This window comes from Lactobacillus nasalidis (assembly GCF_016587775.1).
GTDB lineage: Bacteria > Bacillota > Bacilli > Lactobacillales > Lactobacillaceae > Lactobacillus > Lactobacillus nasalidis.
Map to the genome: position 1 here is coordinate 1 of NZ_BOCG01000640.1, position 15,506 is coordinate 15,506.

The 15,506-nt window shown below is 52.6% G+C and carries 17 protein-coding genes and 1 tRNA gene; 14 read left to right on the plus strand and 4 right to left on the minus strand.

Annotation, left to right across the window (positions count from 1 at the left end):
* Window positions 1–114 precede the first annotated feature (114 nt).
* Window positions 115–186 (minus strand) — tRNA-Arg (locus tag lacNas_RS12035).
* A gap of 296 nt (window positions 187–482) precedes the next feature.
* Here lacNas_RS12035 and lacNas_RS12040 point away from each other — a divergent pair.
* The 5 genes from lacNas_RS12040 to lacNas_RS12060 all read left to right on the plus strand — a co-directional run bounded on the left by lacNas_RS12040 (window position 483) and on the right by lacNas_RS12060 (window position 5,659).
* Window positions 483–1,526 carry a sugar-binding domain-containing protein gene (locus lacNas_RS12040; RefSeq protein ID WP_201330121.1) on the plus strand — a complete coding sequence of 348 codons (1,044 nt, stop codon included), beginning with the start codon at window positions 483–485 and terminating at the stop codon, window positions 1,524–1,526.
* A gap of 37 nt (window positions 1,527–1,563) precedes the next feature.
* On the plus strand, window positions 1,564–2,580 hold the full coding sequence (gene gap / locus lacNas_RS12045; protein WP_201330120.1) for a type I glyceraldehyde-3-phosphate dehydrogenase: 1,017 nt from the start codon (window positions 1,564–1,566) through the stop codon (window positions 2,578–2,580).
* A 95-nt stretch (window positions 2,581–2,675) separates the two neighbouring features.
* Window positions 2,676–3,887: a phosphoglycerate kinase gene (locus lacNas_RS12050; RefSeq protein WP_201330119.1), complete on the plus strand. Its 1,212-nt coding sequence runs from the start codon at window positions 2,676–2,678 to the stop codon at window positions 3,885–3,887.
* Window positions 3,888–3,905: 18 nt separating this feature from the next.
* Complete coding sequence (gene tpiA / locus lacNas_RS12055; protein WP_201330118.1) at window positions 3,906–4,664, plus strand: triose-phosphate isomerase; 759 nt, start codon at window positions 3,906–3,908, stop codon at window positions 4,662–4,664.
* A 428-nt stretch (window positions 4,665–5,092) separates the two neighbouring features.
* Window positions 5,093–5,659 carry a GNAT family N-acetyltransferase gene (locus lacNas_RS12060; protein ID WP_201330117.1) on the plus strand — a complete coding sequence of 189 codons (567 nt, stop codon included), beginning with the start codon at window positions 5,093–5,095 and terminating at the stop codon, window positions 5,657–5,659.
* Here lacNas_RS12060 and lacNas_RS12065 read toward each other — a convergent pair.
* Both lacNas_RS12065 and lacNas_RS12070 read right to left on the minus strand, forming a co-directional pair.
* Window positions 5,616–6,185 (minus strand): LURP-one-related/scramblase family protein, encoded by a 570-nt coding sequence (locus lacNas_RS12065; RefSeq protein ID WP_201330116.1) that lies wholly within the window; start codon window positions 6,183–6,185, stop codon window positions 5,616–5,618. The genes lacNas_RS12060 and lacNas_RS12065 overlap by 44 nt on opposite strands.
* Window positions 6,182–7,066 carry a Cof-type HAD-IIB family hydrolase gene (locus lacNas_RS12070; protein WP_201330115.1) on the minus strand — a complete coding sequence of 295 codons (885 nt, stop codon included), beginning with the start codon at window positions 7,064–7,066 and terminating at the stop codon, window positions 6,182–6,184. Before lacNas_RS12070 ends, lacNas_RS12065 begins: the two co-directional genes overlap by 4 nt.
* A 161-nt stretch (window positions 7,067–7,227) precedes the next feature.
* On the opposite strand from lacNas_RS12070, the gene lacNas_RS12075 reads away from it, so the two are divergent.
* The 3 genes from lacNas_RS12075 to tsaE are packed head-to-tail and all read left to right on the plus strand — an operon-like array spanning window position 7,228 to window position 9,413.
* Window positions 7,228–7,911, plus strand: coding sequence for a uracil-DNA glycosylase (locus tag lacNas_RS12075; protein ID WP_201330114.1), 684 nt, complete (start codon window positions 7,228–7,230; stop codon window positions 7,909–7,911).
* Window positions 7,912–7,928: 17 nt separating this feature from the next.
* Complete coding sequence (gene pta, locus lacNas_RS12080; protein WP_201330113.1) at window positions 7,929–8,918, plus strand: phosphate acetyltransferase; 990 nt, start codon at window positions 7,929–7,931, stop codon at window positions 8,916–8,918.
* A gap of 9 nt (window positions 8,919–8,927) precedes the next feature.
* The gene (gene tsaE / locus lacNas_RS12085; RefSeq protein WP_201330112.1) at window positions 8,928–9,413 is read left to right on the plus strand and encodes a tRNA (adenosine(37)-N6)-threonylcarbamoyltransferase complex ATPase subunit type 1 TsaE; all 486 of its coding nucleotides are present in this window, start codon (window positions 8,928–8,930) and stop codon (window positions 9,411–9,413) included.
* A gap of 44 nt (window positions 9,414–9,457) precedes the next feature.
* On the opposite strand, the gene lacNas_RS12090 is transcribed toward tsaE, so the two are convergent.
* Window positions 9,458–9,991 carry a 3'-5' exonuclease gene (locus lacNas_RS12090; RefSeq protein ID WP_201330122.1) on the minus strand — a complete coding sequence of 178 codons (534 nt, stop codon included), beginning with the start codon at window positions 9,989–9,991 and terminating at the stop codon, window positions 9,458–9,460.
* 123 nt (window positions 9,992–10,114) lie between these two features.
* Here lacNas_RS12090 and murB point away from each other — a divergent pair, with 123 nt between their 5' ends.
* The 6 genes from murB to cdaA form a co-directional block, all read left to right on the plus strand.
* Window positions 10,115–11,008, plus strand: coding sequence for a UDP-N-acetylmuramate dehydrogenase (murB, locus tag lacNas_RS12095; RefSeq protein WP_201330111.1), 894 nt, complete (start codon window positions 10,115–10,117; stop codon window positions 11,006–11,008).
* A gap of 34 nt (window positions 11,009–11,042) precedes the next feature.
* On the plus strand, window positions 11,043–12,131 hold the full coding sequence (locus lacNas_RS12100; protein WP_201330110.1) for an ABC transporter ATP-binding protein: 1,089 nt from the start codon (window positions 11,043–11,045) through the stop codon (window positions 12,129–12,131).
* A gap of 3 nt (window positions 12,132–12,134) precedes the next feature.
* Window positions 12,135–12,947, plus strand: a complete 813-nt coding sequence (locus tag lacNas_RS12105; RefSeq protein ID WP_201330109.1) for an ABC transporter permease — start codon at window positions 12,135–12,137, stop codon at window positions 12,945–12,947.
* Window positions 12,944–13,747, plus strand: coding sequence for an ABC transporter permease (locus lacNas_RS12110; RefSeq protein WP_201330108.1), 804 nt, complete (start codon window positions 12,944–12,946; stop codon window positions 13,745–13,747). The genes lacNas_RS12105 and lacNas_RS12110 overlap by 4 nt, the downstream gene beginning before the upstream one ends.
* Window positions 13,744–14,826 carry an ABC transporter substrate-binding protein gene (locus lacNas_RS12115; RefSeq protein ID WP_201330107.1) on the plus strand — a complete coding sequence of 361 codons (1,083 nt, stop codon included), beginning with the start codon at window positions 13,744–13,746 and terminating at the stop codon, window positions 14,824–14,826. Before lacNas_RS12110 ends, lacNas_RS12115 begins: the two co-directional genes overlap by 4 nt.
* Window positions 14,827–14,855: 29 nt before the next feature.
* The coding region (gene cdaA, locus lacNas_RS12120; protein WP_201346900.1) for a diadenylate cyclase CdaA at window positions 14,856–15,506 on the plus strand (651 nt) is incomplete at its 3' end.

A 15,506-nucleotide genomic window follows, 5' to 3' on the forward strand; every position in this document is an offset into this window, starting at 1 on the left:
TACCAGGGCCAGGCCAAACAGGAGCTGCAGATGCAGGATCTGGCGGCGCTGTTTGACTGATCAAAAAAGACAAAAAGAAAACCGCTACTGAAAAGTAGCGGTTTTTTTTTATGATGGACCCCCTGGGAGTCGAACCCAGATTTCAAGAACCGGAATCTTGCGTGCGATCCATTACACTAAGGGTCCCAATCACAGTTATTAATTATAGCAGAGTTTCGGCGAATGGGAAGGGGAAAAAGCAAAAAAAACGTAAAAACTTGTAAAGTATCTGCGAAAAAGGTCAAGAAAGTTATAAAACTCACTTTTGACCTAGGGGATGCAGTAAAAAAACTTGCATACGAGACGAATTCTGTTATACTAAGAGTGTCGAGAGAGAAATGGAGATTTAAGCAAAGTCTTGTTTCTCTTATATTTTTAAGCAATGTGGGACAGCAAACGACAACATGATGGTCGGAAAGCGTCCCACTAGAAGGATGGTTACTTTGAACACGGATTTATCCTTGCTCGAACTGCTTGTTCCCGATGCTTTAAAGATCTTTCGACAAAGATATCTCATCCTTGAACAGATCAGCCTGCACGCGCCGGTTGGCCGCCGGATGGTGGCCCGGCAGCTGGGGCTGAGCGAGAGAAACATCCGCACCGAGACTGATTACCTGCGTGATCAAGGCTTGATCGAAATCAAGAATTTCGGGATGTTCCTCACTGACAAAGGAGAGAGTGTTGTAAAAGATGCAGCACCGATTGTTGATCGACTTTTTAATGCCAGCCAAGCAGAAGTACGGTTGGCACAGGCTTTAGGAATTGATCGGACAATCATCGTCGCTGGTGATGCTGACCTTCAAAGCCGGGTCTATGATCTGGCTGGTGAAGAGCTCAACTCAGCCTTGAATCTGCTGCTCCCTTTGGCGGACTGCATTGTGACCGTCATGGGCGGCAAGACGATTGCCAAGGTTGCCAGAAAGCTCAACCGCAGTTTGAGTGAAAACCGGACATTGAGGTTCGTTCCCGGAAGGGGCGCCTTGGGCGGCCGGGTCAACACGGAAAGCAATGCGGTCGTGCAGGAAATGGCAAGAGCCACTGGCGGCAGCTACGAATCCCTCTTTTTGCCGGAACACGTTTCCAAAGACGCTTACCGGTCTCTGGTCCGGGATCCGGAAATCAGCGGGGTGCTGCAGGACATCTCCCAAAGCGATATCGTGATTCACGGCATCGGCCTGGCCAGTGAAATGGCCAGACGGCGGGGCTACGATTCAGTGGCTCTGGCCCGGCTGCGGGAGAACAAGGCCGTCACCGAATGTTTTGGATGTTTCTTCGATGAAGAAGGCCATGTTGTCGAACGCATCAGACAGGTTGGATTGCAGTTCGAGAACTTAACGAACGTCCCGCATATCCTGGCAATCGCGCTTGGCTCAAGAAAGGCCAGGGCAATTCAGGCTTATATGCGCAACGCTCCTCATCAAACCTGGCTAATCACTGATGAGGCAGCCGCAAATCAGATTTTAAACGGGCTTGCCCGCTTAAAATAAAATGTTGTTTATAGTTCTTAAGGAGGACTTTTCGAATATGACAGTTAAGATTGGTATTAACGGTTTTGGCCGTATTGGTCGTTTGGCATTCCGTCGTATCATGGACTTGGGTGAAGAAACCAAGGACATCGAAGTTGTTGCTATCAACGACTTGACTACTCCAGCTATGTTGGCTCACCTGTTGAAGTATGACTCAACTCACGGCACTTTCGACCACGAAGTTTCAGCTACTGAAGACTCACTGGTTGTAGACGGCAAGAAGTACCGCGTATACGCTGAACCACAAGCTCAAAACATTCCTTGGGTTAAGAACGACGGCGTTGACTTCGTTCTTGAATGTACTGGTTTCTACACTAGCAAGGCTAAGTCACAAGCCCACCTTGACGCTGGTGCAAAGCGTGTCTTGATCTCAGCTCCAGCCGGCAACGACTTGAAGACTATCGTTTACTCAGTAAACCAAGACACTTTGACTGCTGACGACACTATCGTTTCAGCTGGTTCATGCACTACCAACTCACTTGCTCCAATGGCTAACGCTTTGAACAAGGAATTTGGTATCGAAGTTGGTACTATGACTACTATCCACGCTTACACTGCAACTCAAAAGGTTTTGGATGGTCCTGACAGAGGCAACAACTTCCGCAACGCTCGTGCCGCTGCTGAAAACATCATTCCTCACTCAACTGGTGCAGCTAAGGCCATCGGTCTGGTATTGCCAGAATTGAACGGCAAGCTTGACGGCCACGCACAACGTGTTCCAGTTAAGGACGGTTCAGAAACTGAACTTGTTACTATCTTGGACAAGAAGGTAACTGCTGAAGAAGTTAACGCAGCTATGAAGAAGTACGAAAGCCCATCATTTGCTTACAACGCAGACCAAATCGTTTCTACTGACGTATTGGGCATGACTGCTGGCTCAATCTTCGACCCAACTCAAACCCAAGTTATCACTGCAGGCGACAAGCAACTTGTTAAGACTGTTGCTTGGTACGACAACGAATACTCATTCACTTGCCAAATGGTTCGTACTTTGTTGCACTTTGCTACTCTTTAATTTAAAGTTCTCTAAATTGAATTAGTAGTATGAAAGAAGGCGGAGGGAAATATCTTCCTTCCGCCTTTTTTCGATGAATATAGGAGATTTTTTCAATGGCTAAATTGATTGTTTCTGACGTAGACGTTAAGGACAAGAAGGTTTTGGTTCGCGTTGACTTCAACGTGCCGATCAAGGACGGCGTTATCGGCGACGACAACCGTATCGTGGCTGCTTTGCCAACCATCAAGTACATCATCGAACACGGCGGCAAGGCTATCTTGCTTTCCCACCTTGGCCGGATCAAGAGCGATGAAGACAAGAAGAGCTTGAGCCTGGCACCAGTTGCCAAGCGTTTGGGCGAATTGCTTGAAAAGCCAGTAACTTTCGTGCCATCAAACGAAGGCAAGGAAGTTGAAGACGCCATCAACAACATGAAGGACGGCGACGTAGTTGTTTTGGAAAACACTCGTTTCCAAGACATCGACAACGACTTCGGCAAGCGCGAATCAAAGAACGACCCTAAGCTGGGCGAATACTGGGCATCATTGGGCGACGTATTCGTAAACGACGCTTTCGGTACTGCTCACCGCAGCCACGCTTCAAACGTTGGTATCGCTACTGCCATGAAGGCCGCCGGCAAGCCTGCAGCTGCTGGTTTCCTGCTTGAAAAGGAAATCAAGTTCCTGGGCAACGCTGTTGCCAACCCGGTTCACCCATTCGTAACCATTTTGGGTGGTGCCAAGGTTTCCGACAAGATCGGCGTTATCACCAACTTGATTCCTAAGGCTGACCACATCATCATCGGTGGTGGTATGGCTTACACCTTCTTGAAGGCCCAAGGCCACAAGATCGGCAAGTCCCTGGTTGAAGACGACAAGGTTGAATTTGCCAAGGAATTGCTGGAAAAGGCCGGTGACAAGCTGGTTCTGCCAATCGACAACGTAGCCGCAACTGAATTCAACAACGATGCTGCTTCAGAAGTTGTTGGCCAAGACATTCCTGACAACGAAATGGGTCTGGACATCGGTCCTAAGACTGTTGAACTCTTCAAGAAGACTCTTGAAGGTGCCAAGACTGTTGTTTGGAACGGGCCAATGGGCGTCTTTGAAATGCCTAACTTCGCCAAGGGTACTTTGGAAGTCGGCCGTGCTTTGGCTGACCTGCCAGACGCAACTACCATCGTCGGCGGTGGTGACTCAACTGCTGCAGCCAAGCAATTGGGCATCGCTCCTAAGCTGACTCACATCTCAACTGGTGGTGGCGCATCTCTTGAATACCTTGAAGGTAAGGAATTGCCAGGTATCGCCTGCGTTTCAGACAAGTAATTTAGGAGGAATTTTTAAATGTCACGTACCCCAATTATTGCTGGTAACTGGAAGCTGAACATGAACCCAAAGGAAACTGTTGAGTTCGTAAACGCTGTTAAGGACCAATTGCCAGACTCATCAAAGGTTGAATCATTGATTTGTGCCCCAGCAGTTGACCTTGACGCTTTGCTCAAGGCTGCTGAAGGCTCAAACCTGCACGTCGGCGCTGAAAACTGCTACTGGGAAAACTCCGGTGCCTTCACTGGCGAAACTTCTCCAGCAGTTTTGAAGGAAATGGGCGTTCAATACGTTATCATCGGCCACTCAGAACGTCGCGGCTACTTCCACGAAACTGACGAAGACATCAACAAGAAGGCCAAGGCAATCTTTGCCAACGGCATGACTCCAATTCTTTGCTGCGGCGAATCACTGGAAACCCGTGAAGCCGGCAAGGAAAACGAATGGGTTGTCAGCCAAATCAAGGCTGGTTTGGAAGGTTTGACCAGTGAACAAGTTTCCAAGCTGGTTATCGCTTACGAACCAATCTGGGCTATCGGCACTGGCAAGACTGCTTCCAGCGACCAAGCTGAAGAAATGTGCAAGACCATCCGTGAAACTGTGAAGGACTTGTACAACGAAGAAACTGCTGAAAACGTTCGTATCCAATACGGCGGTTCAGTAAAGCCAGCCAACGTCAAGGAATTGATGGCTAAGCCAGACATCGACGGCGGCTTGGTTGGTGGTGCTTCATTGAAGCCAGACTCATACCTGGCTTTGGTAAACTACCAAGACTAATTTTTGACTGTCATATCAAAAGCGCTCCCTTGCGGGAGCGTTTTTTTGTGGCTGGCCTTAAAACTTTTTTCAAAAAAATCTCAGCATACTGGTTGACACCGCTTACAAACGTGGTATTATAAAGGTGTAAACAAAGAAAAGAGTTAATTATTCAAGGAGGATACTCCACCAGAAAGTTAAGCTTATTTTCGCAGAGCAGAACCAGATTAGGCTCGGGAAAGGACTGAGACCACCATAAAATGCAAACGACAGCTGAATATAAGGAAAGTTCCTAACGGTTAAGTACGTGACGTAGATTAACCGCTGGGAACTTTTTTAATTTTCTTTGAAAAAGCGGCGCAAGTGCCATTTTTTTCCTGAGTATAGTAAGATGGATGGTAGGAAAGCAAATTATATAGAAAACTGTCACTAAGCAGAAGGGAGAAAAGATGATTCGCAAGGCAAGAAAAAGCGACTATGAAGCGATTTTTCCGATTTTGAACCAGATTTTTGATGAAATGGAGATGGAAACCATCAACCGTCTGCCGGAGAGCCAGTTCTACGACTTGATGCGGCTGGGCTTCATTTCAGAAAACTACCGCTACTCCTACAACCGCATCTGGGTTGAAACGGACGAAAACGACCGGGTCCGCGGCATGATCTGCATGTACCCCGACAAGGCCCAGGGCATCATCGACGTGGTCCTCAAAAAAGAGATGGCCAAGGTCGGCCTGCCGCTGACGACGGACATCTTCACCGACAAGGAAGCCCAGAAAGGGGAATGGTACATCGATGCCCTGGCGGTTTCCCCGCGGGACTGGGGAAAGGGAATTGCCAGCCGCCTGCTGGAAATCGCCCCGAAGCTGGCCAAAAAGCACGGCTACAAGAAGATCAGCCTGAACGTGGATCTAGAAAACCCTCGCGCAAGGCAATTGTACCTGCACAAGGGTTTCGCAACTACTAATTCAATGACTATTGGCGACCGTGTTTACGACCATATGGTGAAAAAAGTTTAAAAAAGTTGGCCGTGCTGGTCGTCCGCCGGCTGATGATCGGCAGAAAGTCCGGCAGGTCGAGCGGGGTGACGTGCCACTGGGTAAAAAGAACCGCGATCAGCAGGATGAAGGGGGTGTCCTCTTCCCGGCTGATCTGGCAGGTCAGGGTAACGCCCTTGTCGTCAACTACCGTTTTGACGGAGGCGACTTTTTTGAAGCCGCTGCGGAAGGCGTAGCTGCCCTGCTTGATGCTGCCGTTGACCCAGTAGTTCAGCCGGGTGATGTAAAACAGGTTCATCTGGTGGCTGTTGACCTTCTTGACGTGGACCAGCGAGTGGTGCACTACGTCAAGGGTGTAAGAGGCGATCAAGCCGGTGCCGTCGCTGAAGAGGCGGCCGATTTCGCTGCCGCAGGTATCCATGAGATAAAGCGTGTGGTTGGGGTTGTCAAGCTTGCCGCGAATTGCCCCGAAGGGCTTGCCTTGCTCATCGGTGATGGGGATCTGCCCTGTCCGGCCTTCTTGAGTCAGGTAGAGATTGTAAATCATTTGTCCGACTCTTTTTGGTTGTCGCTGATGATGCGGTCGATGGCCCAGGCAACCCCGTCTTCATTGTTGTTTTTGGTGACGAAGCTGGCGACCTTCTTGATCTGCGGCACAGCATTGCCCATGGCCACGCCGGTGCCGGCAGCCACGATCATGCTTTCGTCGTTCATGTTGTCGCCAATGGCGGCAACTTCCTCGCGCTTGATCCCTTTGGCAGCCGCATAGTCCATCAGGGCCTGGCCCTTCTGGGCGCTGGCGGCATTGATTTCGATGTTGTCGGCCGCGCTGGAAGTGATCGACAGGTCGCCAAGTTTCTGGATTTCCTTGATCACTTCGGTGAAGGCGCAAGGGCCCCGGGAGTCAAAGACCAGGATCTTCATCACTTCAGTGCCGGGTTCATCCATCAGGTCCTCATAGCTTGGCACCTGCTGGATGCTGACGATGGCTGGCTTGCTGGCAGAGACCAAAACGGCCTCCTTGAAGGTCAGCATCGGGTTCAGTTCGACCATCAAATGCGCAACGTTGGTAATCCGTTGGCTCAAGTCTTCGGAGTAGACATGGCTGCCCGTAACCAGCTCAAAGTAGAAGCCTTCCTTCTTGAGCAGACGGCAGATCTTCTTGGCCGTTTCCAGGTCCAGCGGGTTCTTGACGATCAGCTTGCCAGCCGTGTCAAAGACCAGGCCGCCGTTTAAGTTGATAAAGCCGCAGTCAATGCCGTATTCTTTCATCATGGGCTGGGATTCGTGAGGAGCCCGGCCGCTTGCCACCATGAACTCGATGCCGTTTTGTTGAGCACGTTTGATGGCTTGAACATTGCCTTCGGAAACTTCCATGGATGAGTTCAGCAGGGTGCCGTCCAAGTCACAGGCGATCAGTTTAATCATGTAATTACCTCCTTTATGTTATCGATTTCATAATAACATAAAGCAGGTGCTTTTATGCCAGGGAAATATTTCTTTATTTGAAAAAAGTTGTCGTGAATTATTTCACTAATTTCTTTAAATCAGGGGGCAATCATGGTAAGATTGACTAAGGTGAATAGCAGATGAAACATTTTATTGGAAATGATTGGGACCAGGTGCTCGCGCCGGTATTTGAAAGTGATGAATATCACACGCTGCACGACTTTTTAAAGCAGGAATATCAAAGCAAGCAGATCTATCCGGACATGTACCATATCTTTACGGCCTTCAAGCTGACGCCGTTCAAGGATACCAAGGTCGTTATTTTGGGCCAGGACCCTTATCACAATCCCGGCCAGGCCAATGGCATGAGCTTTTCAGTCATGCCGGGAACGCCGCTGCCGCCGTCTTTGCGCAATATTTACCAGGAACTGTACGACGACGTCGGCGCCCAGCCGGTAGAGCACGGCTACCTCAAGCGCTGGGCCGACCAGGGGGTCTTGCTGCTCAACGCGGTTTTGACCGTGCCCTACGGGCAGGCCAACGGCCACCAGGGCAAGGGCTGGGAGCAGGTGACTGACGCGGCGATCAAGGCGCTGAGCGAGCGGGGCCATGTGGTCTTTATCCTTTGGGGCCGGTTCGCGCAAAACAAGATCCCCCTAATTGACGAGGAAAAGAACGTCATCATCAAATCAGCCCACCCAAGTCCTTTTTCGGCAAACAGGGGCTTTTTCGGATCCCGGCCATTTTCCAGATGCAATACTGCTTTGATCCGCTTCGGCCTGGCGCCGATTGACTGGCAGCTGCCGGTTGATCCAGAAGAATAGTTTTTTAGGAGATCAGTATGGAAGTTTTTGAACAGTTAAAGCAAGTGATTAAGCAAAACGGCAAGCAGCGGATCGTCTTCCCCGAAGGCGGCGACCCGCGGATTTTGACGGCGGTCAGCCGCTTGAAGCAAGACGGCCTGGTTGAGCCGATCGTTCTGGGCGAGCAGGCGGCCGTTTCGGCCCTGGCTGAAGCAAACGGCCTGGACCTGACGGGCGTAGAGGTCGTGGACTACCTTCACGGCGCTGATTTTGAAGAAATGGTTCAAAAGTTCCACGAGCGGATGGCCGGCGGCAAGCACTTCCAGACCATGGAAGAAGCCGAAGCTGCCTTGCACGACGCCAACTTCTACGGGACGATGATGGTTTACACCGGCCAGGCCGACGGGATGGTTTCCGGTGCCGCTCACTCAACGGCCGACACGGTTCGCCCGGCCCTCTTCATCTTGAAGACCAAGCCGGGGATGCACCGGATTTCCGGCGCCTTCATCATGGAAAGAGGCGAGGAAAAGTACGTCTTTGCCGACTGCGCCATTTCCATCGACCCGACCAGCGACCAGCTGGCTGAATTCGCTGCCCAGTCCGCGGCTACGGCCAAGATGATCGGCATTGATCCCAAGGTGGCCTTCCTGAGCTTTTCAACGCACGGCTCAGCCAAGGGCCCGCAGGTTGACAAGGTGGCTGAGGCGGCTAAAATGTTTAAAGAGCAGCATGCGGATATTCCGGCTGACGGCGAGCTGCAGTTTGACGCGGCCTTCGTGCCGGCGGTGGCCAAGCTCAAGGCACCGGACTCAGCCGTGGCTGGTTCAGCCAATGTCTTCGTCTTTCCGGAACTGCAGTCAGGGAACATTTCCTACAAGATCGCGCAGCGGCTGGGGAACTTTACGGCCATCGGCCCGGTTCTGCAGGGCATTGCCAAGCCGGTCAACGACCTTTCCCGGGGCTGCAGCGCCGATGACGTCTACAAGATCGGCATCCTGACGGCTGCTCAAGCAATTATGGAAGGGTAGATTAATTAAATGACGAAATTAGCAATCAACTCCGCTGCCGACATGCAGGCCTTTGGCAGCGCACTGGCTCAAAGCGCCCAGCCGCACGACCTCTTATTGCTCAAGGGCGACCTGGGCGCCGGCAAGACCACGATGACGCAGGGCTTTGGCCGGGAACTGGGCATCAGGCGGCCGGTCAAGAGCCCGACCTTTACTTTGGTGAGGGAATACCGCGAAGGGCGGATGCCGCTTTTCCACATGGATTTCTACCGACTGGAAGGCGACGACCTGGCCTCAATCGACTTGAATGACTACCTGTCAGAAGAAGGGGTGGTCATCATTGAATGGCCGCAAGTGATTCAAGCTGACCTGCCAAGCGACTTCCTGGAGTTGGTCCTGACCCGGGTGGATGATTCCTGGGACTCGACGAAACGCCTGCTGGAGCTGCGGCCGCACGGCCAGAGAGCCGAGGCTTGGGCCAAGCAGGCCAGTGACCTTTACCAAGCGCAAAAATAAAAAAATGGACCAGCCAAGCGGCTGGTCCATTTTTTACGGAAAAGTCAGACTTGATAGACGAACTGCTTCATCAAGTCGCTGCCCCGCTTCTCTTCTTCTTTCAAGAGAATGCCGGCGCAGGCCTCGCTGTCGCTTAAGGCGTTGTGGTGGTGCCATAGCTCAACGCCCAGCAAGTCAGAGACGGTGTTGAGCTGGTAGTTCTCCAGGCCCGGCTCCAGTTCCCGGCTGACTTTGAGACTGTCGATCACCAGGTAGTGGGGTTCGGCAATGCCGTAGCGGGCCAGGGACTGCTTCATGACGTTGCAGTCAAAGCGGGCATTGTGGGCTGCCACCAGCATTCCCGGCTGGAAGAGGGGCTGGATCTTGGGCCAGACTTCGGCCATCGTCGGCGCCCCGGCGACGTCGTCCGCGGTAATGTCGTGGACCTTGACCTGCTGGGCGTCAAAAGCCATCTGCGGGTTGATGACAGTATAGAAACGGTCAATAATCTTGCTGTCTCGCACCAGCACCAGGGCCAGGGAACAGGCACTGGCGGGATGCTGGTTGGCAGTTTCAAAGTCCATGGCGACAAAATTCATCATAAGCAAAGGCCTCCGGTTGAGCATGGTGCAAATTAAGCCAATCTAACTTGGCATACGCTAGTATAACACAGCATGAATGCGGTAAAATATCAAAAGGAAGAATTAGAGGAGGCACCAACATTGAAGTTGCATGATTTAAAAGCACAAGGTCTTGATTTGCAGGAAAACATTCCCTTGAGCCGGTATACTTTTACCCAGACCGGCGGTCCAGCGGAATACCTGGCTTTTCCAAAGAGCCTGGAGGAATTGCGGGCAGTCCTGGCCGCGGCCAGAGAAGACGGGCTGCCGATTACGGTGATCGGCAATGCCTCGAACCTGATCATCCGCGACAAGGGGATCAAGGGACTGGTACTGATCTTGACGGGAATGAACGAGATCAAGGTTGAAGACAGCCGGGTCCGGGCCCAGGCGGGGGCAAGAATTATTGATACTTCTTTTGCCGCCGGCAAGGCCGGCCTGTCTGGCCTGGAATTTGCCGCCGGCATTCCCGGCTCAGTCGGCGGGGCCGTCTTCATGAACGCGGGTGCCTACGGCGGGGAAACCAAGGACTGCCTGGAAAGCGCCACGGTGGTAACCAGGTCAGGCGAGCTCAAGACTTACAGCAATCAAGAGCTGAATTTCTCTTACCGGCACTCGCTTTTGCAGGAAAACGACGAAATCGTCATTGAAGCCGTGTTTGCCTTGAAGAAGGGCGACAAGGCCACGATCCTGGACCAGATGAACTACCTCAACGCCCTGCGCAGCTACAAGCAGCCGCTGGAATACCCGTCCTGCGGCAGCGTCTTCAAGCGCCCGGTCGGCCATTTCGTTGGCCCGATGCTTATCGCTGCTGGCCTGCAGGGCAAGCAGATCGGCGGGGCACAGGTGTCGACCAAGCATGCCGGCTTTATCGTCAACAAGGGCGGGGCCACGGCAACCGACTACCTCAATTTGATTCACTATATTCAGAAAACGATCAAAGAAAAGGATGGGATTGCGCTGCAGACGGAAGTCCGCATTATTGGCGAAGAATGATAAATTAGGATAAATAGAAAAATGGGAACAGCAAATGGAAATTATTAAGTTAGATCACATCACCAAGCAATATGATGATGGCTTTGTAGCCTTGAAGGACATCAACCTTGAGCTTGAGTCCGGCAAGTTCTACTCTTTGCTGGGGCCGTCCGGCTCAGGCAAAACAACGATTCTGCGGATCATTGCCGGCTTTACGGAAGCATCAGCCGGCCGGGTCTACTTTGACGGCCAGGACATTACCAACCTGGATGCCTCAAAACGACATATCAATACGGTTTTTCAGAATTATGCTCTTTTTCCGCATCTGAATGTCTATGAGAACGTTGCTTTTGCCCTGAAGCTGCGCCGGCGGCCTGAAAACGAGATCCGGGCCAAGGTCCGGGAGGCCCTGCACACCGTGCGCCTGGACGGTTATGCCAACCGGGAGATCTCCGAACTGAGCGGGGGCCAGCAGCAGCGGGTGGCGATCGCGCGCGCGATCATCAACGAACCCAAGGTCCTGCTTTTGGACGAGTGCCTGTCAGCTCTGGACAAGCGCCTGCGCAAGGAAATGCAGTTTGAGCTGCGGGCGATTCAGAAAAAGCTGGGCATTACTTTTATTTTCGTGACTCACGACCAGGAAGAAGCCCTGGCAATGAGCGATGAGATTTTCGTCTTGAATGACGGCGAGATCCAGCAAAGCGGCTCGCCGGTCGACATCTACGACGAGCCGGTCAACGACTTCGTTGCCCGCTTCATCGGCGATTCCAACATCCTGCCTGGCCGGATGATCCGCGACTTTGCCGTGGAATTTGCCGGCAAGAAGTTCGAGTGCGCCGACGCGGGGATCACCTCCGGCGAAAAGGTGGAAGTGGTCCTGCGCCCGGAAGACCTGGACATCACCGAACCGGCCGCCGGCAAGCTGCTGGTGACGGTGCAAAGCCAGCTTTTCCTGGGCGACCACTTTGAAATCAAGGCGGTTGGCCAGGACGGATTTGAATGGCTGATCCATTCGACCAATGGCGTGCAGATCGGCCAGGAAGTCGGCATCTTCTTTGACCCGGAGGATATTCACGTCATGCGGCTGGGTGAAACCGAAGAGGAATTCGACGCCCGCCTGGAAACTTATGAAGGCGAGGACTAAGCGATGAAAAAGAACCGGCTTTTGTTTCTGCTGCCGTATCTGCTCTGGATCGGCCTCTTTGTCATCGCCCCCCTGGTGCTGATTCTGGGCTACTCGCTGACTGACGCCAGCGGGCAGCTGACCCTGCGCAATTTCGCGGCCTTTTTCTCCGCGGGAACTTTCATGCGAATGATGGTCAACTCTTTTTGGTACGCGCTCTTGATCACTTTTTTCTGCCTGCTGATCTCCTATCCGACGGCCCTGGTCTTGACCAGGCTGAAAAACCAGCAGTTCTGGCTGATGCTGATCATTTTGCCGACCTGGATCAATCTGCTGCTCAAGGCTTACGCCTTCATCGGCATTTTCTCCAGAAACGGGATGGTCAACCAGTTCCTGGGCTTGTTCGGCATCGGGCCGGTAGGCATCATGTTTACCGACTTTGCCTTCATCTTCGTGGCGACTTATATCGAAATACCGTTTATGGTGATGCCGATCTACAACTCGCTTAAGGAGATCGATCCGGCCCTGCTCAGCGCCAGTTCAGATTTGGGAGCCAGTTTCTGGCAGACTTTCCGCTATGTCATCTGGCCCTTGTCCTGGCCAGGGGTCGAATCGGGCATTCAGGCCATCTTCATTCCGTCCCTGTCCCTCTTCATGCTGACCCGGCTGATCGGCGGCAATCGCGTGATCACCCTGGGGACGGCAGTGGAGGAGTACTTCTTAACGACGATGAACTGGAATATGGGGTCAACCATCGGGGTCATCCTGATCGTTCTGATGTCCATTGTGATGCTGCTTACCTCGCGCAAACAGCATAAGAAGGAAATTAAATTATGAAAAAGACCATTTGGGGCAAGGTATATTTTTTCCTGGTCTTGGTGATCCTGTACCTGCCCATTTTCTACCTAATCTACTTTTCGTTCTCCAGCGGTTCCAGCATGGACCACTTCCAGCACTTTACCTGGCGGCACTACCAGACCTTGTTTGCCGACAAGCGCCTGCTGGCAATCCTGCTGGAGACGATCATGCTGGCCCTCTTGTCCAGCCTGGCGGCGACGGTGCTGGGAACTTTTGGGGCAATCGCCATTCAGTACAGCCGGACCGGGGCGCGCAAGATTTTGCTGTCTTTGAACAACATCTTGATTGTGTCGCCTGACGTCATCATCGGGGCCAGCTTCCTGATCCTGTTTACCGCCCTGGGTTTCAGCCTGGGCTTTGCCTCCGTCCTGCTCAGCCATATCGCTTTTTCCGTGCCGATCGTGGTTTTGATGGTTCTGCCGAAGCTGAAGGAAATGGACAACTCCTTGATCGACGCGGCCCGGGACCTGGGCGCGAACAATTACCAGGTTTTCAGCCAGGTCCTTTTGCCGGCCTTGACGCCGGGGATTCTGTCCGGTTTGTTCATGGCTTTGACTTACTCTTTGGATGATTTCGCGGTTACTTTCTTCGTAACTGGCAATGGTTTTACAACCTTGTCTGTTGAAATCTATTCCCGGGCCCGGCAGGGGATCGACCTGGAAGTGAATGCCCTGAGCACGATCATCTTCTTGTTCGTCCTGCTTCTGGTCGGCATTTACTACCTGCTGGTCAAGCGGCAGGGCAAGAAGGCTAACAAGCTGGGAGGGCTGCTGCGATGAAAAAAATTCTCTCCGCGGCCCTGGCCATTCTGCTGGTCAGCCTCGGCCTTTACCTGGGTGCCCAGGAACTGGACAGCTCCAGCGGCGGCAGTGCTTCAAGCAAGAAGGACCTGATCATCTACAACTGGGGCGATTACATCGATCCGGATTTGATCACGAAATTTGAAAAGCAGACCGGCTATCACGTGATCTATGAGACTTTTGATTCCAATGAAGCCATGTACACCAAGATCAAGCAGGGCGGAACGGCCTATGACCTGGCGGTGCCGTCGGATTACATGATAACGAAACTGCGCCGGGGCAAGCTGCTGGACAAGATCGACACCAGCCGGCTCAGCAATTTCAAGTACATCGGCAAGGAATTTTTGCACAAGTCCTTTGACGAGAAAAACGAATACTCCGTGCCATACTTCTGGGGCACCCTGGGCATCGTCTACAACGACCGCTATGTCAAGCCAGGCGAAATCAAGACCTGGAACGACCTGTGGAAGAAAAAGTACCGCGACCAGATCCTCTTAGTCGATTCGGCCCGTGACATCATGGGCATGTCCCTGGTTTCCATGGGCTATTCCATGAACGAGACCAACTCCGCCCACCTCAAAGCCGCCAAGGCCAAGCTGGACCGGATCGGCCAGAACGTCAAGGCCATCGTGGCCGACGAGCTGAAGATGTACATGGTCCAAAACGAGGCCTGGATCGGGGTAACCTATTCCGGGGAAGCGGCCACGATGATGAGCGAGGACTCGCACATTCACTACGTGGTGCCAGCCCAGGGCTCCAACCTCTGGTTTGACAACATCGTCATCCCCAAGACCTGCAAGAACAAGACCGGAGCCTATAAGTTCATCAACTTCATGCTGGACCCCAAGAACGCGGCCCAAAATGCCGAATATATCGGCTACTCGACCCCAAACACCGCGGCGCAGAAACTGCTGCCCAAGTCCGTGCGGCAGGACAAGCAGTTTTACCCGCCGATGTCGACGATCAAGAATTTGGAAGTCTATCGGGATCTGCCAAGCAGCAAGGTGCAAGAGTACAACGACCTCTTTTTGGAGTTCAAGATGTACGCGCGCAACTAGCCGGCGGAAAATTATAGAAAGGAAATTTCATGCAGTTTGATATTTCAAGCCTGTGGACCTGGCACACCTTGTCAGTCGTCCTGGATGTCTTGATCACCTGGTACTTTATCTACCACCTGACCTTGCTGATCAGGGGGACCAAGGCCGTGCAGCTGGCCAACGGGATCATTTTGATCATGGTTGCCCGCGTTCTGGCGGGCTGGGCCCAGCTGACGACCGTCACCTTTTTGCTGGACCAGATAGTTTCCTGGGCGGTGATCGGCATTATCGTCATTTTCCAGCCGGAAATCCGGCGCGGGCTGGAACGTCTGGGCCGGGTCTCCCTGTTCTCAGACTCGGAAAACAGTGAGCGCGAGCAGCAGGAAAGACTGGTCAAGGAGCTTGACAAGGCCATCCAGTACATGTCCAAGCGGCGGATTGGCGCCTTGATCACTTTGGAGCAGAAAACCGGCCTGGAAGAATACGTGGAAACTGGGATCAAGCTCGATGCCCTGGTGACCGGGGAACTGCTGATCAACATCTTCATTCCGAACACGCCTCTGCATGACGGGGCCGTGATCATCAAGAACAACCGCGTGCAGGTGGCTTCTGCCTACCTGCCGCTGTCGGACAACGCCATGATTCCCAAGAGCCTGGGGACTAGACACCGGGCAGCCGTCGGTATTTCCGAAGTGACCGAC